This window comes from Pseudomonas sp. LFS044 (assembly GCF_047978245.1).
In the GTDB taxonomy this organism is placed as follows: Bacteria; Pseudomonadota; Gammaproteobacteria; order Pseudomonadales; family Pseudomonadaceae; genus Aquipseudomonas.
In genome coordinates, this window is sequence record NZ_JBFPFX010000023.1 from 69202 (window position 1) to 94436 (window position 25235).

The following is a 25235-nucleotide window of genomic DNA, read 5'->3' on the forward strand; positions in this document are numbered from 1 at the left end:
ATCACCTGCGAAGCCGGTGCCATGCACCGTGTTGCCTGCATCGCCGGCAAGCCGGCTCCCACACTACCGAGGTGCTTGTCAGAGATCGGCCAGGGTCGAAACCAGGATCGCCTTGATGGTGTGCATGCGGTTTTCCGCCTGCTCGAAGGCGATGCATGCCGGCGATTCGAACACGTCGTCGGTGACTTCGATGCCATTGGCCAGGTCCGGATATTGCTCGGCGATCTGCTTGCCGACCTTGGTCTCGGAGTTGTGGAAGGCCGGCAGACAATGCATGAACTTGGTCCGTGGGTTGCCGGTGGACTTCATCAGTTCGGCGTTCACCTGGTAAGGCTTGAGCTGCTTGATACGCTCGCCCCAGGCTTCGATCGGCTCACCCATCGACACCCAGACGTCGGTATGTACGAAGTCCACGCCCTTGACCGCGGCTTTCGGGTCTTCGGTGAGGGTGATACGAGCGCCGCTTTCCTCAGCGTACTTCTTGCAGCGCTCGACCAGGTCGTCATGTGGCCACAGCGCCTTGGGCGCGGCAATACGCACGTCCATGCCAAGCTTGGCACCGATCAGCAGCAGCGAATTGCCCATGTTGTTGCGGGCGTCGCCCAGGTAGGCGTAGCTGATGTCGTGCAGCGGCTTGTCGCTGTGCTCGCGCATGGTCAGCACGTCGGCGATCATCTGGGTGGGATGGTATTCGTCGGTCAGGCCGTTGAACACCGGCACGCCGGCAAACTTGGCCAGCTCTTCGACGATTTCCTGCTTGAAGCCACGGTACTCGATGGCATCGTACATGCGCCCGAGCACGCGGGCGGTGTCTTTCATGCTCTCCTTGTGGCCGATCTGCGAGGAGTTGGGGTCGATGTAGGTGACGTTGGCGCCTTGGTCATAGGCGGCGACTTCGAAGGCGCAGCGGGTGCGGGTGGAGGTTTTTTCGAAGATCAGGGCGATGTTGTTGCCCTTCAGGTGCTGCTGCTCGGTGCCAGTGTACTTGGCGCGCTTGAGGTCGCGGGACAGGTCCAGCAGGTAGCGCAGTTCACGCGTGGTGTGGTGTTCGAGGCTGAGCAGGTTGCGGTTATGGATGTTGAACGCCATGACTGTATCTCCTTGAATTCGGTGAGGGGCCCGGCCGCCGCTTCGTGGGCACGGCCGGGCGTATGGTCGTTAGTAGTCGATTGGGTCGCGGACGATCGGGCAGGTCATGCAGTGGCCGCCGCCACGGCCCCGGCCAAGCTCGCCGGCGCTGATGGTGATGACCTCGATCCCGGCCTTGCGCAGCAGGGTGTTGGTGTAGGTGTTGCGGTCGTAGCCAATGACCACGCCGGGCTCCATCGCCACCACGTTATTGCCGTCATCCCACTGCTCGCGCTCGGCGGCGAAGCTGTTGCCGCCGGTCTCGACCACACGCAGCTTGACGCCCAGTTGCTCGCCCACCACCTCGATGAACGACTTGTTCACGCGGCGTACATCCATGCCGTACGGCTTGCTTTCGTCCGGGCGGATGATGAAGGGCACGATTTCGTTGACGACTTCGGGGAAGACGGTAACCAGATCGCGGTCGCAGAAGCTGAACACGGTGTCCAGGTGCATGGCCGCACGAGATTTCGGCAGGCCGGCGACGATGACCTCCTTGACTGCGCCTTTGGCGAACAGGTTTTGCGCCAGCTGGCCGATGGCCTGGCGCGAGGTGCGCTCGCCCATGCCGATGAGCACGATGCCTTTGCCGATCGGCATCACGTCACCGCCTTCGAGGGTGGCGTTGCCGTGCTCCTTGTCCGGGTCGCCGTACCAGACCTCGAAGTCGGCGTTGGTGAATTCCTTGTGGAACTTGTAGATGGCGGTGGTGAGCAGGGTTTCCTGGCGTCGTGCTGGCCAATACATCGGGTTCAGCGTCACACCACCGTAGATCCAACACGTGGTGTCACGGGTGAACTGGGTGTTGGGCAGTGGCGGCAGAATGAAGCTGGAGTGGCCCAGGTAGTCGTTGTACATCTTGACCACATCGGCGCCTTCGCTCTGCGGCAGGTCCTGGCCGGCCACGCCGCCGATGAGGAACTCGGCCAGGTGGCGAGGTTCGAGACCTTCAAGCCAGCTGCGCACTTCGTTGGTGAGGCCGACACCAACGGTGTCAGGGGTGATCTTGCGGTCGAGGATCCACTTCAGTGCTTCCTTGTCCTGCACGATGTCGGTCAGCAGGTTGTGCATCTCCAGCACATCCACGCCGCGCTCGCGCATCTTGGTGACGAAGTCGAAATGGTCACGCTTGGCCTGATCTACCCAGATCACGTCATCGAACAGCAGTTCGTCGCAGTTGCTTGGGGTCAGGCGCTTGTGCGCCAGGCCCGGCGAGCAGACCATCACTTTGCGCAGCTTGCCGGCTTCGGAATGGACACCGTACTTCTGTTTTTCAGCGGACATTGTTCAATCCTCCATGTGGTGCAAAGACGTGGGTCACAGGGTCAGGAAACCGTCGTACAGGCCATAGGCCGCCACCAGGGCGCCGATGACCACGGCTGCGAAGATCAGTTTTTCCACGTTGGTAAAGATCGGTTGGCCGATTTCATGTTTGGCCTTGGCGAACAGGATCACGCCAGGGGCATACAGCAGGGCCGAGAGCAGCAGGTATTTGGTGCCACCGGCATACAGCAGCCAGATGGCGTACACGAGGGCGACAGCGCCAATGAACAGGTCTTTGCTGCGCTCGCCGGCAGCGTTTTCGTAGGTTTCGCCGCGCAGTGCCATCAGGAAGCCGTAGGCCGCCGACCACAGGTAGGGCACCAGGATCATCGAGGTGGCGAGGTAGATCAGCGACAGGTAGGTGCTGGCCGAGAACAGCGTGATCACCAGGAATATCTGCACCATGGCGTTGGTCAGCCACAGCGCATTGGCCGGTACCTGGTTGGCGTTTTCGCGGCGCAGGAACTCCGGCATGGTGTGGTCTTTGGCTGCCGCGAACATGATCTCGGCGCACAGCAGCACCCACGACAGCAGGGCACCCAGCAGCGAGATGATCAAGCCGACGCTGATCAGTACCGCGCCCCAGTGGCCAACCACGTGCTCAAGCACAGCCGCCATCGACGGGTTCTGCAGCTTGGCCAGTTCCGGCTGAGTCATCACGCCCAGCGACAGCACGTTGACCAGCACCAGGAACAGCAGCACGGTGATGAAGCCGATGACCGTGGCCTTGCCGACGTCGGCGCGTTTTTCCGCACGGGACGAGAAGATGCTCGCGCCCTCGATGCCGATGAACACCCAGACAGTGACCAGCATCATGTTGCGCACCTGGTTCATCACGCTGCCAAGCTCCGGCGTGCCGGTGCCCCAGATGTCGGCGGTGAAGATGTCGAGCCTGAAGGCGAACAGGCAGATCAGCGCGAACAGTACCAGCGGCACGACCTTGGCCACGGTGGTGACCAGGTTGATGAACGCCGCTTCCTTGATGCCACGCAGTACCAGAAAGTGCACGGCCCACAGCAGGATCGACGCACCGATGATGGCGGCCGGGGTGTTGCCTTCACCGAAGATCGGGAAGAAGTAGCCGAGGGTGCTGAACAGCAGCACGAAGTAACCGACGTTGCCCAGCCAGGCACTGATCCAGTAGCCCCAGGCCGAAGAGAAGCCCATGTAGTCGCCGAAGCCGGCCTTGGCGTAGGCGTAGACACCCCCGTCGAGGTCAGGTTTGCGGTTGGCCAGGGTTTGGAACACGAACGCCAGTGTCAGCATGCCAACGGCAGTGATCGCCCAGCCAATCAGTACAGCACCCACGCCGGCGCTGGCCGCCATGTTTTGAGGAAGCGAAAAGATGCCGCCGCCAATCATGGAACCGACGACGAGGGCAACTAGTGCGCCAAGTTTTAGTTTTCCAGATGAATCAGACATTTAACAACTCCGTACCAGGAGAAAGTTGACAACAGAATAAATCCGTCGCCCGAGCCATAACCTGACTTGGATCAGTTCATGGCGTGTGAAGTAGGAAATTTCCTTCACATGACTCCTGGAGAGTGCCGACAGCCTTGCTACAGGCCACGCGCGCTGGCACCTCCATGTACATCTAGAGCAAACGCTCTGTTTCAGCCTGCGAGCTTTAGAAGCTAGTCGCTTCTGCCGTTTTCGCAAATATTTCTCAACAGATACGCGGGATAAAAGTTGCCTGAAGGACATGCGTTTTTGTCAGGAGGCAGGTATAGACAAAGGAGTTATGAGTGCTATAGCTTTAATGGCTTTGTCGCTTATAAGTAGCCTTGTTTATATGCAGATAAAGCTGTTTCAGGCGTGTGACAACACACACAAAAGATGGGGATTTACATGAGCGAACCAGGACAGAAGCTCCGCCTAGGCGCGTTGATCGCACTGGTAGTTGGTTCGATGATTGGCGGCGGGATTTTTTCGTTGCCACAAAACATGGCGGCACGCGCCGATGTCGGCGCCGTGCTGATCGGCTGGGGTATCACCGCGGTGGGCATGCTGGCGCTGGCCTTCGTGTTTCAAACCCTGGCCAACCGCAAGCCGGAGCTGGACTCGGGGGTCTATGCCTATGCCAAGGCCGGCTTTGGCGACTACATGGGCTTCTCTTCGGCCTGGGGCTACTGGATCAGTGCCTGGCTGGGCAACGTCGGCTATTTCGTGCTGCTGTTCAGTACCCTGGGCTTGTACTTTCCGGTATTCGGCGAGGGCAATACGCCGATCGCCATCGGCTGTGCCTCGCTGCTGCTGTGGGCCGTGCACTTTCTGGTGCTGCGTGGCATCAAGGAAGCGGCGTTCATCAACCAGGTGACCACCGTTGCCAAGGTGGTGCCGCTGCTGATCTTCATCGTCATCGCCGCCTTTGCCTTCCGTGCCGACATCTTCACCCGTGATATCTGGGGCTTGAGCAACCCGCAGTTCGGCGATGTGCTGGACCAGGTGCGCAACATGATGCTGGTCACCGTGTTCGTGTTCATCGGCATCGAGGGTGCCAGCGTCTACTCGGGCAGGGCACAGCGTCGCTCGGATGTCGGCAAGGCCACGGTCATCGGCTTTCTCGGCGTGCTGGCGCTGCTGGTGCTGGTCAATGTGCTGTCGCTTGGGGTAATGACCCAGCCGGAACTGGCCGGGTTGCAGAACCCGTCGCTGGCGTCGGTGCTCGAGCATATCGTCGGCCCATGGGGGGCCTTGCTGATCAGCATCGGCCTGGCCATCTCGCTGCTCGGCGCATTGCTGTCATGGGCGTTGCTGTGCGCCGAAATCCTCTTCGCCACAGCGCGGGACAAGACCATGCCGCGCTTTCTGGCCAAGGAAAACGCCAACCACGTGCCGGCCAATGCCCTGTGGCTGACCAACTGCATGATTCAGGGCTTCCTGCTGATTACGCTGGTTTCGGCGGGCACCTACACCAGCCTGATCTACCTGGCGTCGTCGATGATTCTGGTGCCGTACCTGTGGTCGGCCGCTTATGCAGTGCTGTTGGCGCTGCGCGCAGAGGGCTATGGCGGGCAGCAGGCGCTGCGGCGCAAGGACCTGCTGGTTGCGGCGGTGGCGCTGCTGTATGCGGTGTGGCTGCTGTACGCCGGTGGGCTCAAGTACCTGTTGCTGTCGGCGTTACTGTACGCCCCTGGGGTGATCCTGTTTGCCCGGGCCAAGCGTGAGCAAGGCCAGGCGCTGTTCACCCCGTGGGAAAAACTGATTTTCGCAGCGGTGCTGGCGGGGGCGGCACTGGCGGCCTACGGGCTTTATTCAGGGCTGCTGAGCTTGTGAGGCAGGCGGGCAGGCGGGCTCTGGCCGCGACCAGATCCACAGGTTGCCCAGGGCCATACCGGCGATGGCCAGGAACACCGGCCAACGGTGGTCGAGGAAGGTCAGCATCACGCCTGCACACACCAGCATGCTGATGGTCGCACTGACCTTGGCCCGGCGCTGGATCAGCTTGCCGTTGCGCCAGTTGTACAGGATTGGCCCGAACAGCCGGTGGTTCTCCAGCCACGCCGACAGGCGCGGTGAGCTGCGTGTCGCCGCCCAGGCGGCCAACAGAATGAATTCGGTGGTCGGCAGGCCAGGGATGACAATGGCGACCAGGCCGATACCCAGGCTTACGTAAGCCAGGGTGCCATACAGCAGGCGCGACAGTTTCGAGCGGGCAGGTCGGGTCATGGTCTCACTGCGAAAACGGTGCGGCCACCGGAGGGGTGGCCGGGTAACGCGTATCAGGCCAGCGCGCTGTCGGCAGCGTAGGCATGCTTGAGCAGTTCGGTGAAGCGCTCGAACGCCGCAACAGCGCCACGCTCGGCAGCAGCGTCTTGCTCGGCCGTCAGCTCCAGGCCATCAAGAATACGGGTGAACTGCTTCCAGCCTTCGGCGCGGCCACCGGCTGGCTCGCCCAGGTGCCGAGCACCAAAGCTGTCGGACAGTTCCAGCGCAACGGCACGCTTGATCAGAAACGCAGCGCCCAGTTTGGAGCCTTCGGAGACGAAGATCCAGCCCAGTGCCTCGGCAAGGCTCAGATTCTGCGGTGCGCCGGCGACGGCTGCGGGTACTTCGGTGTCGAGGTCGGCAAGGTCCAGGCGAGCTTGCTCGGCGCGGCAACGCTCGGCCAGGTCGGGGACGATGGCGATCAGTTGCGGGTCGGTGTACAGGGCCTGCAGTTCGGACTGGAACAGGTACTGCGCTACGACGAAACGGGCGAAGCTTTCGCGGCTGTCGAACGGCGCGTGGGATTTGACCAGGGCGTCGAGCTCGGTGTGCGGGGCGTGGGTGACCTGGTTGAGGCGTTGCGAGCGCAGGGCTGGGCGGTCGGTCATGGGGGTGTCCTTGGAAAATGGGGGCGTCTAGTGACAAGACGAAACAGCGGGGTGGGGACAGTAAAAAAAGCTGGGTCTCCAGGTTGAATGTACTGGCCCCATCGCCGGCAAGCCGGCTCCCACAGGTGCTCCACTGAACCTGAGGGCAGCGGGGTACCTGTGGGAGCCGGCTTGCCGGCGATGGGGCCAGTACCGATCAGCTCAAATCAGATATCCCACACCACATTGATGGCGAAGTTGCGCCCTGGCATGGTCAGGCGGTCCAGGTTGGCTGGCTGGGTTACGCCTGCCTCACCCTGGCCGTCGTAACCGCGCACCGAGTCCCACTGCCAGTATTTCTTGTCGGTCAGGTTGTACAGCCCAGCGTTGACCGTGACGTCGTCGGTCACCTTGTAGAAGCCGCTCAGGTCCAGCACGCCGTAGCCTGGGGTGCGGAACTGCGAGCTCTGGCCATCCGGGGCGAAGAACGTGGTGTCGTCGACGCGGGTCTTGCGCTTGACCACGGTCCAGCTCAGCAGGCCGCCGTAGTTCGGCTGCTCGTAACCCAGGCCGAACACGCCGGTCAGCGGGTTGACGCTGTTCAGCGGCTGGCCGTTGTCATCGTTGCGGCCGTTGGCGTAAGCGATCGAACCCTGGGTGTACAGGCCTTCGGGCGCACCGAAGTGGTCGAGGTTGAGGCGGCCTTTGACTTCGGCGCCCTTGATGGTGGCGTGCTTGATGTTGTTGGCCTGGAAGGTGGTTTCCAGGTTGGCCGACTGCACGGCATCTTCGTCGATGAAGTCGCGGTACTTGTTGTAGAACACCGCAGCGCTGAAGTTACCGGCATCGAAGTTGCCACGCAGGCCGGTTTCGTAGCTCTTGCTCTTCTCGGGCTCAAGGCCCGGGTTGCCTTGTACGCTGTAACCCAGCGTCGGGTTGTCGAAGCGGCCGTACATCGACTTGGCGGTCGGTGTGCGGAAGCCCTCTGCGTACTGGCCATACCAGGTGTAGTTGTCGTTGAACGCGTAGGTCAGGCCAAATTTGGGCGACACGCGGTGCCACTTCTTGTCCGAGTCGTCCAGGCTGCCAGGCGCTGCGCCCGAGCCTTGGATGCCACGCAGAAACTCGTCGGTGAACTTCGGCTCCATGCGCGTGTAGTCGTAACGTGCGCCTGGCAGGAAGGTCCAGTTGTTCCAGCGGATTTCATCCTGGGCGAACAGGCTGTAGGTGTTGACGGTCGGGTCCGGGAAGTCGCTGACCAGCGCCTGTGCATCGCTGGCGCTCTCCTGGCCGATGGCGCGGCAGGTGCCGCCGACTGCCAGGCAGGTGCCGGTGCCGCTGCGCGAACCGGTGACTTTCTCGTGCTTGAGGGTGGTGCCGTAGGTCAGCAGGTGGTCGGTGGCGCCGATGCTGAAGGCTTTGTCCAGCTGGGCGTCGAAGACCCACTGGCGGTCCTTGTAGGTGGTGTCGCGGGTACGAAAGACCGTGCGGCTGAACGGGAAGTAGACTTCCTCGGTGTGCTGGTCGGTCTTGGCGATCTGGTAGTTCAGGCTCCACTTGATGTGGTCGGCCACCCGCGAATCCAGGCCGAATTCGTGGTTGATGCCGAAGCGCTCGCGGGTCACGGTGTCGTTGCCGGTACGGCTGCGGTACATGCCCATGCCAGCGCCATTGGCGAACGGGCCGCCCACGGCGCTGAGGATGTCCTGGTCGCGGTCATCCTTGTAGCGCTCGTAAGTGAAACCCAGGCGCGCGTCGTCAGCGTAGTTCCAGCCAAGCTTGGCCAGCACGTTGGTGGTGCGCACGTCCTCCGGGTTGGCTTCGGTACGCGACAGGCCGGTGCCGCCGTGGCCTCCATACGACTCGGTTTCGTGGCCGTTGCGCTGGCTCACGTGCAGCAAGCCGTCGAAGTCGCCCTGGCGGCCGGCCACGGTGGCGGAGGTCAGCCAGCTGTCATCGGCCGAGCTGTAGCCGGTCTTCAGCCGAGCACCCACATCCTTGCCAGGCTTGATGATGTCTTCGGGGTCGAGGGTGAAGTAGCTCACCGCGCCGCCGATGGCGTTGCTGCCATACAGCACCGAGGCGGGGCCGCGCAGGATCTCGACGCGCTTGACGATTTCCGGGTCGACATAATTGCGCTGGGTCTGGGCGTAGGGGCCATAGAAGAAGCTGTCGGGGATCGACACACCGTCGATCTGGGTCAGCACGCGCTCACCGTCGATACCGCGGATGTTGTAACCATTCAGGCCACTGCGCTGGCCGGTGCCGCCGACCGAAACGCCCGGCTCGTAACGCACCAGTTCCTGGATGTTGCTGACGTTCTGGCGGTCCAGCTGTTCGCGGGTCTGTACGCTCACGGTGCTGGGCACCTGGCTGACGTCCTGGGCGCTACGGGTAGCACTGACGGTCATTTGCTGCAGGGCGATGGCGTTGCCCGCCGACTGGCGTTCGAGCACCACATTGCCGTTGCCTATCTTGCGATAGCCAAGGCCGGTGCCTTGCAGCAGGCGCTTGAGTGCAGCCTCTGGCGCCAACGAACCTTGCACACCTGGCGAAGCCACGCCCTCTGCCAGTTCGGCGCTGAAACCTACCTGCCACCCGGTCACCTGGCTGAAGGCATTGATGGCCTCGACCAAGGGCTGCTGGGCGATGCTGAAGCGGTAGTCGCCCATGCGCGGGCTGCTCGCCTGGGCTGGCTCTGCGGCCAGCGCAGGCAGGCTGCAGGCTCCGCTGGCGAGCAAGGCCAGGGTCAGCAGGGACAGTTGGCCGGTACGGCGGGGAAGGGTGGACGGGCGAGTTGTACCTGTGGACATCGAAAGCGCTCCCAGACGCGCGAACTGTTATAGGTGATGACCGTTCTTGTTTTCAAACAAGAATCAGTTGCATTGGCTATAACGAGACGGGCGGGGTAGCGCGATCGCGTAAAAATAATTGGCAGGTCAGTTGAGAATGACCACGGCGGGGTATTCGTGCAGCTGCGCCGAAGTGATGTGAGCCAGCGCGCGCAAGGTCTCCAGCGGCTGGTCGAGGCGATAGTTGCCGGTCACCGCCATGTCGTCGAGGTTGGCGTTGCGGTTGATGATCCAGCCTGGGTAATAGCGCCGCACTTCGGCCAGCACCTGGCTCAGCGGGCAGTTTTCGAACACCAGGCGGCCGTCGACCCAGGCCAGGTCCTTGTGCATGTCCGGGCGCTGGCGCTGGCCGAAGCCTTGCGGGCCGACGCTGATGCTGTCACCAGCGCTGAGGCGGATGCGCTGGTCGCTGGCCGCCTGCAGGTCAACGTCACCGCGCTGCACGCGGACCTGCGCCTCGCCATCGAGGTAGCGCACGGCAAAATCGGTGTCGCGCACCTGGGCTCGCAGCGGCCCGGCCTGTACTTCCAATGGCAGTTGGGCGCCCGCCGGTACCTGGAAAAACGCCTCACCCTGCAGCAGGCGCGCCACCTGGCGGCCGTCACGCAGATCGCTGGCGAAGGCCGAGTTGGTGTTGAGCAGCACCTTGGCGCCGTCATCGAGTTGCAGGCGCTGACGTTCGCCCACCACGGTCAGGTGATCGGCCTGCAGGCGCACCGGCAGGTTGCCCACGGTGAACAGCCCTACCAGCAGCACGGCAGCGGTCGCTAACGGTTTCCAGTGTGCACGCAGGCGCCCGCGCACGGAGCGGCGCCGGCCTTGGTGCATCTGCGTGGCGGCCTGGCGCAGCGGCGTGCCGTTCCACAGGGCTTCGGCTTCGACGTAGGCCGCGGCGTTTTCCGGCGCGGCGCCAAGCCATTGCTCGAAGGCCAGGGTGTCGGCATCAGTGGCGCATTGCAGGCGTACCAGCCAGTCCAGCGCCTCGTCCATCGCACGGGCGCGGGCGTCGGGCCCGGCGGTCGGCGGGCGAGGGACGGGGCTGTCGGTCACGGTGAATCCTTGAAATGATTTTCCCGAATGATCACGGCTAAGGCGGGGCGTGGCAAGCGCTTCGCCTCACTCTGCCGGCCGGCGGTCGTCTCACTTGAGGCGATCGGCCACACCTATGCAGATGGCCATGATCAATTTCAGTTCCTTCTGCACGGTGCTGGCCGAGACATCCAGTTGTTCGGCGATTTCCAGGTAGCTGGCGCCGTGCAGGCGGCTGAGGATGAAGATGCGTTGCTGGCGCTCGGTCAGCTGGTTGAGGCTGACGCTGAGGTGCTTGAGCAGTTGTTCGGCATGTGCGGCATCTTCGCTGCTGCTCAGGGGGGCGGCGACGTTGTGCAGGATTTCGTCGGGAACATCGTCGACCAGCATGCGCGATTGCACCCGACGCGTGCGCAGGTGGTCCAGGGCCAGGTTGCGGGCGGTCTGGAACACGAACGGTTCGAGGTGCTCGATAGGCCGCTCGCCCAGGGCACGGGACACCCGCAGGTAGGTTTCCTGCAGCAGGTCCTCGGCGGTGCTGGGGTTGCCGACCATACGCTGCAGGGTGCGCAGCAGGGAAAGGCGCTGGACGAGGAAGACGGAGTTGAACCGGGACTGACTCACGGGGGGACCTGGCCGACGAAAGGTTAATGATAATGCTTATCATCTTGCCTGTTGGTCAAGCGCGGAAGTGTTAGGGAAAGGTAAAGATTGTGAGTGTGGGCTGTGGTGGCATGTCTTGGCATCTTCAGCGCTCGATCTCAAGAGCGCTGAAGATCCCCCGCCAGGCGCCCCCTCAGCGCGCGCTGCACAGCGCCAGGCAGTTATCCAGCATACGGTTGGAGAACCCCCACTCGTTGTCATACCAGGCCATCACCTTGAGCATCTTGCCGTTGGCACGGGTGTGGTTGGCATCGAAGATCGACGACAACGGGTTGTGGTTGAAGTCGCAGGACACCAGCGGCAGGGTGTTGTAGCCCAGCACCTTGGAATGCCGGCTGGCCTCGAGGAACAGCTGGTTGACCTGCTCGGCCGTGGCTTCGCGCTTGAGGTTGAGGGTGAGGTCGACCAGCGAAACGTTGATCACCGGCACCCGCACGGCCATGCCGGTCAGTTTGCCGGCCAGCTCCGGCAGCACCAGGCCCACGGCTTCGGCGGCGCCGGTCTTGCTCGGGATCATCGACTGGGTGGCCGAGCGCGCACGGTAAGGGTCGCTGTGGTAAACGTCAGTCAGCACCTGGTCGTTGGTGTAAGCATGAATGGTGGTCATCAAGCCCTGTTCGATGCCGAACTCACGGTGCAGCACCTGGGCGATCGGCGCCAGGCAGTTGGTGGTGCAGGACGCATTCGAAATGACCTGGTGGGAGGCGCGCAGGATGTCGTGGTTGACCCCGTACACCACCGTGGCGTCGGCGCCCTTCGCCGGGGCCGAGACAATCACCTTACCGGCGCCCGCCGCCAGGTGTGCGGCGGCTTTGGCCCGGTCGGTAAACAGCCCGGTGCACTCGAACACCACATCGATCGCTTCGGCCTTCCAGGGCAGCTCGGCCGGGTTGCGGATGGCGCTGACCGCGATGCGGTCGCCATTTACCGTCAGGCTTTCATGATCGGCCTCCACCGATGCATCGAATGTACCGTGCACACTGTCGTATTTGAGCAGGTGGGCATTCATGGCGCTGTCGCCCAGGTCGTTGATGGCGACGACCTGCAAGTCCTGGCGGTAGCCTTGGGTATACAGTGCGCGCAGAACATTGCGCCCGATGCGGCCGAATCCGTTGATGGCGATGCGTAGGGTCATGGCAGTACCTCTGGCAGTCCGAGTGAAACCTGTGGCACAAAGCAGCTTCACTGAAACGGTTTTGTTGTTGGAATTACAAGATTATTCACTGAGCGATAGAAAACAAGCCTTTTTACTGGCAGTATTTTGTTTAAATATACAACGAGTGGTCGGGTGAGCCGCCTCCTCGATGCGCAGGGCCCCTTACACTGGAGCCTAGGCCGCAATCGTTTGGAGGGGAAATGCCCGGTAAACCGCCCTTACCGTTAGCCTGGAGTCCCGTACATGCACCCGCGCATCCTTGAGGTCACCCAACGGCTGGTTGAACGCAGCCGTGCCACCCGTGAACGCTACCTGCAGCTGATTCGCGGCGCGGCCAGTGACGGACCCATGCGGGCCAGCCTGCAGTGCGCCAACTTTGCCCACGGCGTGGCCGGGTGTGGCGCCGACGACAAGCAGAGCCTGCGGCTGATGAACGCCGCCAACGTGGCCATCGTCTCGGCCTACAACGACATGCTCTCGGCGCACCAGCCCTACGTGCACTTCCCCGATCAGATCAAGCAGGCCCTGCGCGAGGTCGGCTCGGTTGGCCAGTTCGCCGGCGGCGTGCCGGCCATGTGCGATGGCGTGACCCAGGGCGAGCCGGGCATGGAGCTGGCCATCGCCAGCCGCGAAGTCATCGCCATGTCCACCGCGGTAGCGCTGTCGCACAACATGTTCGACGCCGCGTTGATGTTGGGCATCTGCGACAAGATCGTCCCGGGCCTGATGATGGGTGCGCTGCGCTTCGGCCACCTGCCGACCATTTTCGTGCCAGGCGGCCCCATGGTCTCTGGCATCTCCAACAAGCAGAAGGCCGATGTGCGCCAGCGCTACGCCGAAGGCAAGGCCAGCCGCGAGGAGCTGCTGGAATCGGAGATGAACTCCTATCACAGCCCGGGTACCTGCACCTTCTACGGCACCGCCAACACCAACCAGTTGGTGATGGAGGTGATGGGCCTGCACCTGCCGGGCGCTTCGTTCGTCAACCCGTATACGCCTCTGCGCGACGCGCTCACTGCCGAGGCTGCGCAGCAGGTCACGCGCATGACCAAGGCCAGTGGCAGCTTCATGCCGCTGGGCGAAATCGTCGACGAAAAGGCGCTGGTCAACTCCATCGTCGCCCTGCACGCCACCGGCGGCTCGACCAACCACACCCTGCACATTCCGGCGATTGCCCAGGCGGCGGGTATCCAGCTGACCTGGCAGGACATGGCCGACCTGTCCGAGGTGGTGCCTACCCTGTCGCACGTGTACCCCAACGGCAAAGCCGACATCAACCACTTCCAGGCTGCCGGTGGCATGTCGTTCCTCATCCGTGAGCTGCTCGACGCCGGCCTGCTGCACGAAGACGTCAACACCGTGGCTGGCCACGGGTTGCGCCGTTACACCCAGGAACCGTTCCTCGACAACGGCAAACTTGTATGGCGCGAAGGCCCGCAAGACAGCCTGGACGAAACCATCCTGCGCCCGGTGGCGCGGCCATTCTCGGCCGAGGGCGGCCTGCGGGTGATGGAAGGCAACCTCGGCCGCGGGGTGATGAAAGTGTCTGCAGTCGCCCCCGAGCACCGCGTTGTGCAAGCCCCGGCGCGGGTGTTCCAGGACCAGCAGTCGCTGGCCGATGCGTTCAAGGCCGGCGAGCTGGAGTGCGATTTCGTGGCCGTGGTGCGCTTCCAGGGGCCGCGTTGCAACGGCATGCCCGAGCTGCACAAGCTGACGCCATTCCTCGGTGTGCTGCAGGACCGCGGCTACAAAGTCGCGCTGGTCACCGACGGGCGCATGTCGGGCGCATCGGGCAAGATCCCTGCCGCCATTCATGTCTGCCCCGAAGCATTTGACGGCGGCCCGCTGGCGCGGGTGCGCGAGGGTGATATCGTGCGCGTCGATGGTGTCGAAGGCACGCTGCAGGTGATGGTGTCGGCCGAAGAAATGGCCAGCCGCGACCTGCCGCCAGCGCCTCTGGGTAACGACCTGGGCTGCGGGCGCGAGCTGTTCGGCTTCATGCGCATGGCGTTCAGCCCGGCCGAACAGGGCGCGAGCGCCTTCACCTCGGCTTTGGAGAACCTCAAATGAAGGACCTGCTGGTTGGCGACATCGGTGGCACCAATGCCCGTTTTGCGTTGTGGCGTGACAACCAGCTGTACCAGGTGAAGGTCTTCGCCACTGCCGACTACACAAGCCCCGAGCAGGCCATCGAGGCCTACCTTGACGATCAGGGCATTGCTCGTGGTGGTTTGGCAGCGGTGTGCCTGGCGGTCGCCGGGCCCGTCGATGGCGATGAGTTTCGCTTCACCAACAACCATTGGCGGCTGAGCCGCAGCGCATTCTGCAAGACTTTGCAGGTCGAGCGGCTGCTGCTGATCAACGACTTCTCGGCCATGGCCCTGGGCATGACCCGCCTGCAGCAGGGCGAGTACCGTCAAGTCTGCGCCGGCCAGGCCGACCCATTGCGGCCCGCATTGGTGATCGGGCCTGGCACCGGCCTGGGTGTCGGCAGCCTGCTGCGCCTTGGCGAGCAGCATTGGCAGGCGTTGCCGGGCGAGGGTGGGCATGTCGACCTGCCGGTCGGCAATGCCCGTGAGGCGGCGATCCACCAGCAGATCCACAGCCAGATCGGCCATGTAAGTGCCGAAACCGTACTCAGCGGTGGTGGCCTGGTGCGCTTGTACCAGGCCATCTGCGTGCTGGATGGCGCCGTACCGCGGCACAAGACCCCTGCAGACATCACCGACGCGGCCCTGGGCGGCGAACCCCAGGCGTTGGCGGTGGTCGAGCAGTTCTGCCGCTTCCTGGGCCGCGTGGCTGGTAACAATGTGCTGACCCTGGGGGCGCGTGGTGGGGTTTATATTGTCGGCGGCGTGATCCCGCGCTTCGCCGAGCTGTTTCTGCGCAGTGGTTTTGCTGCGAGTTTTGCCGACAAGGGTTGCATGAGTGGCTACTTTGCCGGCGTGCCGGTGTGGCTGGTGACGGCGGAATTCTCTGGACTGCTGGGCGCCGGGGTGGCATTACAGCAAGCGTTGGATCACTGAATTGTGAATGGGGCCGCTACGCGGCCCAATCGCCGGCAAGCCGGCTCCTACAGGAATCGTGATTGCGCACGGTTTTGTGGGAGCTGGCTTGCCGGCGATTGGGGCGCGAAGCGGCCCTTGCAGCAGGCACTGAAGACCTGCGACAAACAAGAGGGCGGGACACCTTGAGCACTGCCGGTAAATCGATTTTGATGGTCGACGACGATCAGGAAATCCGCGAGCTGTTGCAAACCTACCTGAGCCGCGCCGGCTTCCAGGTGCATGCCGAAGCCGATGGCCAAGGCTTTCGTCGCGCGCTGGAAAACACCCCCTGCGATCTGGTCATCCTGGATGTGATGCTGCCCGACGAAGACGGCTTCAGCCTGTGCCGCTGGGTGCGCCAGCACCCGCGCCAGTCACGGGTGCCGATCATCATGCTGACCGCCAGCTCCGACGAGGCCGACCGGGTCATCGGCCTGGAACTGGGTGCCGACGACTACTTGGGCAAACCCTTCAGCCCGCGCGAGCTGCAAGCGCGGATCAAGGCCCTGCTGCGCCGCGCAGAGTTCGGCCACGCAGCGCCGGCCAGCGCCGTGCTGGCCTTCGATGATTGGCGCCTGGACACGATCAGCCACCGGCTGTTTCACCGTGATGGCGAAGAAGTGATCCTCTCAGGGGCCGACTTTGCCCTGCTCAAGCTGTTTCTCGACCACCCCCAGCAAATCCTCGACCGCGACACCATCGGCAACGCCACCCGTGGCCGTGAGCCCATGCCGCTGGACCGCATTGTCGATATGGCGGTCAGCCGCCTGCGCCAGCGTCTGCGCGACACCGACAAACCGCCGCGGCTGATCCGCACCGTACGTGGTAGTGGTTACCTGTTGGCCGCGCATGTCTGCTGCGCTTCCTGAGCGGCGCTGGCGCTTGCTGCCGCGCTCCCTGCTGGGGCGCATGCTGCTGCTGACGCTGCTGGTGGTGTTGCTCGCCCAAGGCCTTTCGAGTGTGATCTGGGTCGCCCAGCTGCGCGCCAGCCAGTTGCAGGGGCTGCGCGCCAGTGCCAGCAGCCTGGCGCATTCGATGAGCGCCAGCGTCAGCTACTTCCGTTCGTTGCCAGTGGCCTACCGGCCGATGGTGCTGGACCAGTTGCGCAGCATGGGCGGCACACGCTTTTTCGTTTCGCTCAACGACAAGCCGCTGGACATGCCGGTACTGCCCATCACCCCGCGCAAGCAGGCGGTCATCGATGTGTTCCAGCAGGTGCTGCACGAGCGCCAGGGCGCGCAGATGGAAATATCGGTGGAGTTCGTCGGGCCCGATGACCTGCGCATCTTCAACAGCGGCCTGAAGCTCGATGAGCTGCCACGCTCCTGGGCGCATTATTCGCTGACTCTGGAGCCACTCAAGCCACCGGTGCTGGTCACCCAGATTCGCCTGGGCGAGGGCGAGTGGCTGTACATCGCCTCGCTGCTGCCCGAACCCTACACCAGCCTGGAAGCCGAGCGCCTGCCACGCCAACAGATCGGCTTCATCGTGCTGACCACCGCCTTGCTGTTGCTGTTCATCGGCCTGCTGGTGCACTGGCAGAGCTGGCCGCTCAAGCGCCTGGCACGGGCCGCCCGCGAGCTGTCGCTGGGTGCTGACGTGGCGCCGGTGGCCGAGGGTGGCGGTAGTGAGGTGGTCGAGGTTGGGCGGGCGTTCAACAGCATGCGTGAACGCATCAGCCGTTACCTTACCGAGCGCAGCCAGCTGTTCAGTGCCATTTCCCACGATCTGCGCACGCCGATCACGCGCCTGCGCCTGCGTGTGGAGCTGCTGGAGGACGAGCATATGCAGGCCAAGTTCAGCCAGGACCTGGATGAGCTGGAGCTGCTGGTCAAGGGCGCCCTGCAGTGCGTGAAGGACACCGACATCCACGAAAACATCGAACCTGTCGACCTCAACCAGGTATTGGAAATCCTTGCCGAGCCCTACGTGCGTGACGGCCGCATCACTGTCGAAGGCCAAGCCTTGGCGCCGTACCCGGGCAAGCCGCTGGCGTTGCGCCGCTGCATCGGCAACCTGATCGACAATGCCATCAAGTACGGCGAGCGGGCCCGCTTGCGCATCATCGACAGCGCCGACGGCTTCGTCTTGCAGGTAGATGACCAAGGGCCCGGCGTGCCGCAGCAGCAACAGGAGCAGGTGTTCGAGCCGCACTTCAGGCTGGCCGGGCAGCAGCAGGGCTACGGGTTGGGGTTGGGGATCGCGCGCAACATCGCCCATAGCCATGGCGGCGAGGTGAGCTTGCTGAACTTGCGCGAAGGTGGGTTGCGGGTGACCTTGTACCTGCCGCGCGGCTTTGATTGAGGCCACTGGCCCCATCGCCGGCAAGCCGGCTCCCACAGGTATGGACTGCCCCAGGGTTGGATTGGTGTCCAAATTTGGGGGGCAGTCCAGGTATCGCACTGTTCTCGGGAGCGGTGAACTTCCTGTGGGAGCCGGCTTGCCGGCGATGGGGCCAGTGCTGGCAAAGCAAGTGTCACTTTCTGGTGACATACCCGCGGGCGTTCGTGACATCCCAGCCAGGACGGCTGGCTAGAATCTGCAAACCTCAGGCATGGAAGATACGGGTGCATGGACCACATCGATTCCCCCGAACACGGCGAATGGCTCAGGGCTGAAGGCCGGCGCCTGCTGTCGTTTGCCAGGGCTTCGCAGGTGGCTGAAGGCTTCGCCGCTCTCGACGCCCAAGGCAGGCTGCTGCCCGTCGCCTGCGCCGAGACCATTATCACGGCGCGCATGACCCACAGCTTCGCCCTGGCCCATCTGCAGGGTGAGCCTGGCTGCCTGGCATTGGTCGAACACGGCGTGCGCGCGCTGCGCGGGCCGTTGCACGATGCCAGGCACGGCGGTTGGTTCGCCCGCCCGCATGGGCAGGGCGACGACGGCAAGGCGGCGTACCTGCATGCGTTCGTCGCGCTGGCCGCCAGCTCTGCGGTGGTGGCGGATGCTGCCGGTGCGCAGGGCTTGCTGGCGGATGCAGTCCGGGTGCTCGAACAGCGCTTCTGGTGTGAGGACGAGGGCGCGTTGCGCGAGTCCTTCTCCAGCGATTGGCAGCAGCCCGAGGCCTACCGCGGTGCCAACAGCAACATGCACGCCACCGAGGCGTTTCTGGCCCTGGCGGATGTCACCGGCGATACGCTGTGGCTGGAGCGCGCCCTGCGCATCGTCGAGCGCATCATTCAAGGCCATGCGGCCGCCAACGGCTACCGGGTGGTCGAGCATTTCGATGCGCACTGGCAGCCCGTGCCCGAATACAACCGCGACAACCCCGCTGATCACTTCCGGCCTTATGGCACCACGCCCGGGCACGCGTTCGAATGGTCGCGGCTGGTGCTGCATCTGGAGGCGGCGCGGCGCTTGGCCGGGTTACCCACGCCGGATGAGTTGCTGGCCTGCGCCCGTGGCCTGTTCGCCAGTGCCTGCCAGCATGCCTGGGGCATTGAGGGTACAGCGGGCATCGTCTACACCCTCGACTGGCACGACCAGCCCGTTGTGCGTGAGCGCCTGCACTGGGTGCACGCCGAAGCGTGTGCCAGCGCTGCAGCCCTGCTTCGGCGTACCGGCGAGCCTGACTACGCGCACTGGTATCGTCGCTTCTGGGCGTTCATCGACACTCATTTCATCGACCGCGCCGCCGGCAGCTGGCACCACGAACTCGACCCTGCCAACCGGCCTGCTGCAACCATCTGGGCCGGCAAGCCCGACCTCTACCACGCCTACCAGGCGGTGTTGCTGCCTACACTGCCGCTAGCACCCAGCCTTGCCACCGCGCTGGCGCGCAATGTAACCAAACGATGACATTCACGCATCGCTTCGTTACCTGGCGCAGCGAGCACTCTGATTAGACTCCATGCAATGCAAGCGACCGACTTGCCCGGCATAACAACAAGAAAGGTATTCCGATGAATTCGACTCTCCGCCTCGCTGCCGCGATCTCCCTTGCCTCCCTGTTCCCGCTCAGTGCCTTCGCCGCCGACTCCAAAGGCAGTGTCGAGGTGGTGCACTGGTGGACATCCGGTGGTGAAAAAGCGGCTGTCGATGTACTCAAGGCCCAGGTCGAGAAGGACGGCTTCACCTGGAAGGATGGCGCGGTTGCCGGCGGCGGTGGCGCCACTGCCATGACCGTGCTCAAGAGCCGCGCCGTGGCCGGCAACCCGCCGGGCGTCGCGCAGATCAAGGGCCCGGACATCCAGGATTGGGCCGCCACCGGCCTGCTCGACGCCGATGTGCTCAAGGACGTCGCCAAGGAGGAGCAGTGGGACTCGCTGCTCGACAAGAAAGTCGCCGACACCGTGAAATACGAAGGCGACTACGTGGCTGTGCCGGTGAACATCCACCGCATCAACTGGTTGTGGATCAACCCCGAGGTGTTCAAGAAGGCCGGCATCGACAAGGCACCGACCACCCTCGACGAATTCTACGCCGCCGCCGACAAGCTCAAGGCCGCCGGCTTCATCCCGCTCGCCCATGGCGGCCAGCCGTGGCAGGACAGCACCGTATTCGAGAGCGTGGTGCTGTCGGTGATGGGCGCGGACGGCTACAAGAAGGCGCTGGTCGACCTCGATGAAGCGACGCTGACCGGCCCGCAGATGGTCAAGTCGCTGACCGAGCTGAAAAAGGTCGCCACTTACATGGACCCGGACGGCAAGGGCCAGGACTGGAACCTGGAGGCGGCCAAGGTCATCAACGGCAAGGCCGGCATGCAGATCATGGGTGACTGGGCCAAGAGTGAATGGACCCTGGCCAAGAAGACTGCCGGCAAGGACTATCAGTGCGTAGCATTCCCGGGGACCGACAAGGCCTTCCTGTACAACATCGACTCGCTGGTGGTGTTCAAGCAGAACGACAAGGGCACTGCCGCTGGCCAGCAGGACATCGCCCGAAAGGTACTCGGCCAGGACTTCCAGAAGGTCTTCAGCACCAACAAGGGGTCCATCCCGGTGCGTAACGACATGCTCGCCGACATGGCCGCGAACGGCTTCGATGCCTGCGCCCAGACCTCTGCCAAGGACTTCCTGGCTGACGCCAAGACTGGCGGCCTGCAGCCGAGCATGGCGCACAACATGGCCACCACGCTGGCCGTGCAGGGGGCGTTCTTCGATGTGGTGACCAACTACATCAACGACCCCAAGGCGGACCCTGCTGACGCGGCGAAGAAGCTGGCGGCGGCGATCAAGGCGGCCAAGTGAAACCCTGATGACCTCATCGCCGGCAAGCCGGCTCCCACAGGTCTTTCACTGCCCCTGAAACTGTGGGGCGTATGTGGGAGCCGGCTTGCCGGCGATGAGGCCAGTATCGACACCACAAGGGGCTGCCTAAGCTCCCGGTAATCACACATGACTACAGCAACCGCCCGACTGCGGGCCTCACCCCTGGACGCTGTGCAGCGCTGGCTGCCCAAACTGGTGCTGGCGCCGAGCATGTTCATCGTGCTGGTGGGCTTCTACGGCTACATCCTGTGGACCTTCGTCCTGTCCTTCACCACGTCGACCTTCCTGCCAACCTACAAGTGGGCGGGCCTTGCGCAATACGCCCGGCTGTTCGACAACGACCGCTGGTGGGTGGCCAGCAAGAACCTGCTGGTGTTCGGTGGCCTGTTCATCGCCATCAGCCTGGCCATCGGTGTGCTGCTGGCGGTGTTGCTTGACCAGCGCATCCGTCGCGAAGGCTTCATCCGCACCATCTACCTGTACCCCATGGCACTGTCGATGATCGTCACCGGCACCGCCTGGAAGTGGCTGCTCAACCCCGGCATGGGCCTGGACAAGCTGCTGCGTGACTGGGGCTGGGAGGGTTTTCGCCTGGACTGGCTGATCGACCCCGACCGCGTGGTGTATTGCCTGGTGATCGCTGCCGTGTGGCAGGCCTCGGGCTTCATCATGGCGATGTTCCTTGCCGGCCTGCGCGGCGTCGACCAGTCGATCATCCGCGCCGCTCAGATGGATGGCGCCAGCCTGCCGCGCATCTACTGGACCGTGGTGCTGCCCAGCCTGCGCCCGGTGTTCTTCAGCTCGCTGATGATCCTCTCGCACATCGCCATCAAGAGCTTCGACCTGGTGGCGGCCATGACCGCCGGTGGCCCGGGGTACTCCTCCGACCTGCCGGCGATGTTCATGTACTCGTTCACCTTCAGCCGCGGCCAGATGGGCATGGGCTCGGCCAGCGCCATTCTGATGCTCGGGGCGATCCTGGCGATCCTCGTGCCATACCTGTATTCGGAGCTGCGGAGCAAACGCCATGCATAGCCCTGCCGACAAACCGGCGCTGAGCATCAGCCGTCTCGCCATCCATGCGGTACTGCTGATTGCCGTGCTGCTGTACCTGGTGCCGTTGGTAGTGATGCTGCTGACCAGCTTCAAGACCCCAGAAGACATCAGCAGCGGCAACCTGCTGAGCTGGCCGACGGTGATCAGCGGCATTGGCTGGGTCAAGGCCTGGGGTACCGTGAACGGGTATTTCTGGAACTCGATCATGATCACCGTACCGGCGGTGCTGATCTCCACCGCCATTGGTGCGCTCAACGGCTATGTGCTGTCGATGTGGCGGTTCCGGGGTTCGCAGCTGTTCTTCGGTCTGCTGCTTTTCGGTTGCTTCCTGCCGTTCCAGACCGTGCTGCTGCCAGCCTCGTTCACCCTCGGCAAACTCGGCCTGGCCAGCACCACCAGTGGCCTGGTGCTGGTGCATGTGGTCTACGGCCTGGCCTTCACCACGCTGTTCTTCCGCAACTTCTACGTGAGCATTCCCGATGCGCTGGTCAAGGCTGCACGCCTGGACGGTGCCGGGTTCTTCACCATCTTCCGCCGCATCATCCTGCCGATGTCGACGCCGATCATCATGGTCTGCCTGATCTGGCAGTTCACCCAGATCTGGAACGACTTCCTGTTCGGCGTGGTGTTCTCCAGCGGCGACTCGCAACCGATCACCGTGGCCCTGAACAACCTGGTCAACACCAGCACCGGGGCCAAGGAATACAACGTCGACATGGCGGCGGCGATGATCGCCGGCCTGCCAACCCTGCTGGTCTATGTAGTGGCAGGCAAGTATTTCGTCCGCGGCCTCACGGCCGGCGCCGTCAAGGGGTAAGTCATGGCAACGCTTGAAATTCGCAATGTGAGCAAGACCTACGGCAGCGGCCTGCCCGACACCCTCAAGGATATCCAGCTGTCGATCAAGGACGGCGAGTTCCTGATCCTGGTCGGCCCTTCGGGGTGTGGCAAGTCGACCTTGATGAACTGCATCGCCGGCCTTGAGCAGATCACCGGCGGCGCGATCCTGATCGACGAGCAGGACGTCAGCGGCATGAGCCCCAAGGACCGCGACATCGCCATGGTGTTCCAGTCCTACGCGTTGTACCCGACCATGAGCGTGCGCGAGAACATCGAATTCGGCCTGAAGATCCGCAAGATGCCCCAGGCGGCCATCGACGAAGAAGTGGCACGGGTGGCCAAGCTGTTGCAGATCGAGCACCTGCTGGCGCGCAAGCCAGCGCAGTTGTCCGGTGGCCAGCAGCAGCGCGTGGCCATGGGGCGGGCGCTGGCGCGGCGGCCGAAGATCTACCTGTTCGACGAGCCGCTGTCCAACCTCGACGCCAAGCTGCGGGTGGAGATGCGCACTGAAATGAAACTGATGCACCAGCGCCTGAAGACCACCACGGTGTATGTCACCCACGACCAGATCGAGGCCATGACCCTGGGCGACAAGGTGGCGGTGATGAAGGACGGCATCATCCAGCAGTTCGGCACCCCGCAGCAGATCTACAACGACCCTGCCAACCAGTTCGTCGCCAGCTTCATCGGCTCGCCGCCGATGAACTTCATCCCGGTGCGCCTGGCCAAACAGGACGGCCGCCTGCTGGCGCTACTCGACAGCGGCCAGGCGCGTTGTGAGTTGCCGTTGGGCGTGGCAAGCGATGAACTGGATGGCCGCGAGATCATCCTCGGCATCCGCCCCGAGCAGATCGCCCTGGGTACCGGTGAGGGCAATGGCCTGCCGGGCATTCGCGCCGAAGTGCAGGTGACCGAACCCACCGGGCCCGACCTGCTGGTATTCGTCACCCTCAACCAGACCAAGGTGTGCTGCCGCCTGGCGCCGGATGTCGCGTGCCGGGTGGGTGACAGCCTGAACCTGCAATTCGACCCGGCGCGGGTGCTGCTGTTCGATGCCGGCAGTGGCGAGCGCCTGGACCTGAACACTGCCAACGCTTCAGTGAAGGACAACGTCACCCGCTTCAAGGGCCGTTGAATCGTCTACACCATCAATAAGAAAAAAGAGGACGCAAAGGGATGGAACAGCGCAATCGTATCAAGACCTTGGGCTCACTGGCCTTGCTTGCCGTGGTAGGTAGCAGCGGGGCGCAGGCTGCCGAGGCCTTCTCCAGCGAGTCGAAATGGATGACCGGCGACTGGGGCGGCGCCCGCACCGAACTGCTGGAAAAAGGCTATGACTTCACCCTGGACTACGTCGGCGAGGTCGCCGGTAACCTCAACGGTGGCTACAACGACGACAAGACTGCACGCTACAGCGACCAGTTCGCCCTTGGCGCGCACCTGGACCTGCAAAAGATTTTTGGCTGGCACGATGCCGAATTCAAACTGGCGATCACCGAGCGCAGCGGCCGCAACCTGTCCAATGACCGTATCAGCGACCCGCGTGCTGGCCAGTTCAGCTCGGTGCAGGAAGTGTGGGGCCGTGGGCAGACCTGGCGCCTGACGCAGATGTGGGTCAAGCAGAAATACTTCGACGGTGCCCTGGATGTGAAATTCGGCCGCTTTGGCGAAGGTGAAGACTTCAACAGCTTCCCGTGCGACTTCCAGAACCTGGCCTTCTGCGGCTCGCAGGTTGGCAACTGGGTGGGTGGCATCTGGTACAACTGGCCAGTCAGCCAGTGGGCGCTGCGGGTCAAGTACAACATCACGCCGGAGTTCTTCGTTCAGGTCGGCGCCTTCGAGCAGAACCCGTCGAACCTGGAAACCGGCAACGGCTTCAAGCTCAGCGGCAGCGGCACCAAGGGTGCGATCCTGCCGGTGGAGGCGGTGTGGTCGCCGCAGGTCAACGGCCTGCCGGGCGAGTACCGGCTTGGTTATTACTACAGCACCGCCGATGCCGAAGACGTTTACGAGGACATCAATGGCAACCCGCAGGGCATCAGCGGCGCAGGCTTCAAGTCGCATTCGAGCAAGCATGGCTGGTGGGTCGTGGCGCAGCAGCAGGTGACCGCCCACGGTGGCGACGCCAGCCGGGGCCTCAGCCTGTTCGCCAACTTCACCGTGCATGACAAGGCCACCAACGTGGTCGACAACTACCAGCAAGTTGGCCTGGTCTACAAGGGCGCTTTCGACGCACGGCCGAAGGACGACATCGGTTTCGGCATCGCGCGCATCCACGTAAACGACGATGTGAAAAAGCGCGCCGAGCAGCTCAATACGCAAAGTGGCATCAACGATTACGACAACCCGGGCTTCGTGCCGCTGCAGCGCACCGAGTACAACGCCGAGCTGTACTACGGCTTCCATGTGACCAACTGGCTGACCGTGCGGCCGAACCTTCAGTACATCAAGAGCCCCGGCGGGGTGGATGAGGTGGACAACGCGCTGGTCGCAGGTTTGAAGATTCAGTCGTCATTCTGAGCCTGTTTGTTGTAAATTTACGCCAATCCAATTTCGGCTCCCGGCACCACTGGCTTGCAGTGGTTGTCGGGAACAGACCGAGACAGCGCTATCTCAAACAACAAGAGCTTGGAATC

At 63.3% G+C, this 25235-nt stretch carries 20 protein-coding genes; 11 read left to right on the forward strand and 9 right to left on the reverse strand.

Annotation, left to right across the window (positions count from 1 at the left end; genetic code table 11):
• Positions 1–78 precede the first annotated feature (78 nt).
• The 3 genes from ACNQPL_RS19105 to arcD (ACNQPL_RS19115) all read right to left on the reverse strand — a co-directional run bounded on the left by ACNQPL_RS19105 (position 79) and on the right by arcD (ACNQPL_RS19115) (position 3873).
• Positions 79–1089, reverse strand: coding sequence for an ornithine carbamoyltransferase (locus tag ACNQPL_RS19105; RefSeq protein ID WP_012270693.1), 1011 nt, complete (start codon positions 1087–1089; stop codon positions 79–81).
• 69 nt (positions 1090–1158) lie between these two features.
• A complete protein-coding gene (gene arcA, locus ACNQPL_RS19110; protein ID WP_346611924.1) occupies positions 1159–2412 on the reverse strand; it encodes an arginine deiminase in 1254 nt (417 codons plus the stop codon).
• Between the two features lie 33 nt (positions 2413–2445).
• Positions 2446–3873 (reverse strand): arginine-ornithine antiporter, encoded by a 1428-nt coding sequence (gene arcD / locus ACNQPL_RS19115; RefSeq protein WP_346611923.1) that lies wholly within the window; start codon positions 3871–3873, stop codon positions 2446–2448.
• A gap of 426 nt (positions 3874–4299) precedes the next feature.
• On the opposite strand from arcD (ACNQPL_RS19115), the gene arcD (ACNQPL_RS19120) reads away from it, so the two are divergent.
• Entirely contained in the window at positions 4300–5727 is a 1428-nt protein-coding gene (arcD, locus tag ACNQPL_RS19120; protein ID WP_416467570.1) for an arginine-ornithine antiporter, read from the forward strand.
• On the opposite strand, the gene ACNQPL_RS19125 is transcribed toward arcD (ACNQPL_RS19120), so the two are convergent.
• The 6 genes from ACNQPL_RS19125 to gap all read right to left on the reverse strand — a co-directional run bounded on the left by ACNQPL_RS19125 (position 5707) and on the right by gap (position 12425).
• The gene (locus ACNQPL_RS19125) at positions 5707–6120 is read right to left on the reverse strand and encodes a YbaN family protein (RefSeq protein WP_346611921.1); all 414 of its coding nucleotides are present in this window, start codon (positions 6118–6120) and stop codon (positions 5707–5709) included. The two genes, arcD (ACNQPL_RS19120) and ACNQPL_RS19125, sit on opposite strands and share 21 nt — an antisense overlap.
• 53 nt (positions 6121–6173) lie before the next feature.
• On the reverse strand, positions 6174–6767 hold the full coding sequence (locus tag ACNQPL_RS19130) for a biliverdin-producing heme oxygenase (protein ID WP_416467571.1): 594 nt from the start codon (positions 6765–6767) through the stop codon (positions 6174–6176).
• 206 nt (positions 6768–6973) lie between these two features.
• Positions 6974–9559, reverse strand: a complete 2586-nt coding sequence (locus tag ACNQPL_RS19135) for a TonB-dependent receptor (protein ID WP_416467572.1) — start codon at positions 9557–9559, stop codon at positions 6974–6976.
• A gap of 126 nt (positions 9560–9685) precedes the next feature.
• Positions 9686–10648 (reverse strand): FecR family protein, encoded by a 963-nt coding sequence (locus ACNQPL_RS19140; RefSeq protein ID WP_416467574.1) that lies wholly within the window; start codon positions 10646–10648, stop codon positions 9686–9688.
• A 90-nt stretch (positions 10649–10738) separates the two neighbouring features.
• On the reverse strand, positions 10739–11251 hold the full coding sequence (locus ACNQPL_RS19145; RefSeq protein ID WP_346611917.1) for an RNA polymerase sigma factor: 513 nt from the start codon (positions 11249–11251) through the stop codon (positions 10739–10741).
• Between the two features lie 172 nt (positions 11252–11423).
• Positions 11424–12425, reverse strand: a complete 1002-nt coding sequence (gap, locus tag ACNQPL_RS19150; protein ID WP_346611916.1) for a type I glyceraldehyde-3-phosphate dehydrogenase — start codon at positions 12423–12425, stop codon at positions 11424–11426.
• A 264-nt stretch (positions 12426–12689) separates the two neighbouring features.
• On the opposite strand from gap, the gene edd reads away from it, so the two are divergent.
• The 10 genes from edd to ACNQPL_RS19200 all read left to right on the forward strand — a co-directional run bounded on the left by edd (position 12690) and on the right by ACNQPL_RS19200 (position 25119).
• A complete protein-coding gene (gene edd / locus ACNQPL_RS19155) occupies positions 12690–14516 on the forward strand; it encodes a phosphogluconate dehydratase (RefSeq protein WP_416467575.1) in 1827 nt (608 codons plus the stop codon).
• Positions 14513–15472 carry a glucokinase gene (locus tag ACNQPL_RS19160; RefSeq protein WP_346611914.1) on the forward strand — a complete coding sequence of 320 codons (960 nt, stop codon included), beginning with the start codon at positions 14513–14515 and terminating at the stop codon, positions 15470–15472. Before edd ends, ACNQPL_RS19160 begins: the two co-directional genes overlap by 4 nt.
• 164 nt (positions 15473–15636) lie before the next feature.
• Positions 15637–16362 carry a two-component system response regulator GltR gene (gene gltR, locus ACNQPL_RS19165; RefSeq protein WP_346611913.1) on the forward strand — a complete coding sequence of 242 codons (726 nt, stop codon included), beginning with the start codon at positions 15637–15639 and terminating at the stop codon, positions 16360–16362.
• The gene (locus ACNQPL_RS19170; protein ID WP_346611912.1) at positions 16343–17797 is read left to right on the forward strand and encodes an ATP-binding protein; all 1455 of its coding nucleotides are present in this window, start codon (positions 16343–16345) and stop codon (positions 17795–17797) included. Before gltR ends, ACNQPL_RS19170 begins: the two co-directional genes overlap by 20 nt.
• A 267-nt stretch (positions 17798–18064) precedes the next feature.
• The gene (locus tag ACNQPL_RS19175; RefSeq protein ID WP_416467576.1) at positions 18065–19291 is read left to right on the forward strand and encodes an AGE family epimerase/isomerase; all 1227 of its coding nucleotides are present in this window, start codon (positions 18065–18067) and stop codon (positions 19289–19291) included.
• Between the two features lie 104 nt (positions 19292–19395).
• Entirely contained in the window at positions 19396–20682 is a 1287-nt protein-coding gene (locus ACNQPL_RS19180) for an ABC transporter substrate-binding protein (RefSeq protein WP_346611910.1), read from the forward strand.
• Positions 20683–20829: 147 nt separating this feature from the next.
• Complete coding sequence (locus ACNQPL_RS19185) at positions 20830–21738, forward strand: carbohydrate ABC transporter permease (protein WP_416467578.1); 909 nt, start codon at positions 20830–20832, stop codon at positions 21736–21738.
• On the forward strand, positions 21731–22576 hold the full coding sequence (locus tag ACNQPL_RS19190) for a carbohydrate ABC transporter permease (RefSeq protein WP_346611908.1): 846 nt from the start codon (positions 21731–21733) through the stop codon (positions 22574–22576). Before ACNQPL_RS19185 ends, ACNQPL_RS19190 begins: the two co-directional genes overlap by 8 nt.
• 3 nt (positions 22577–22579) lie before the next feature.
• Positions 22580–23734, forward strand: a complete 1155-nt coding sequence (locus ACNQPL_RS19195) for an ABC transporter ATP-binding protein (protein WP_416467579.1) — start codon at positions 22580–22582, stop codon at positions 23732–23734.
• A gap of 41 nt (positions 23735–23775) precedes the next feature.
• Positions 23776–25119, forward strand: coding sequence for a carbohydrate porin (locus ACNQPL_RS19200; RefSeq protein WP_416467581.1), 1344 nt, complete (start codon positions 23776–23778; stop codon positions 25117–25119).
• Positions 25120–25235: the final 116 nt, after the last annotated feature.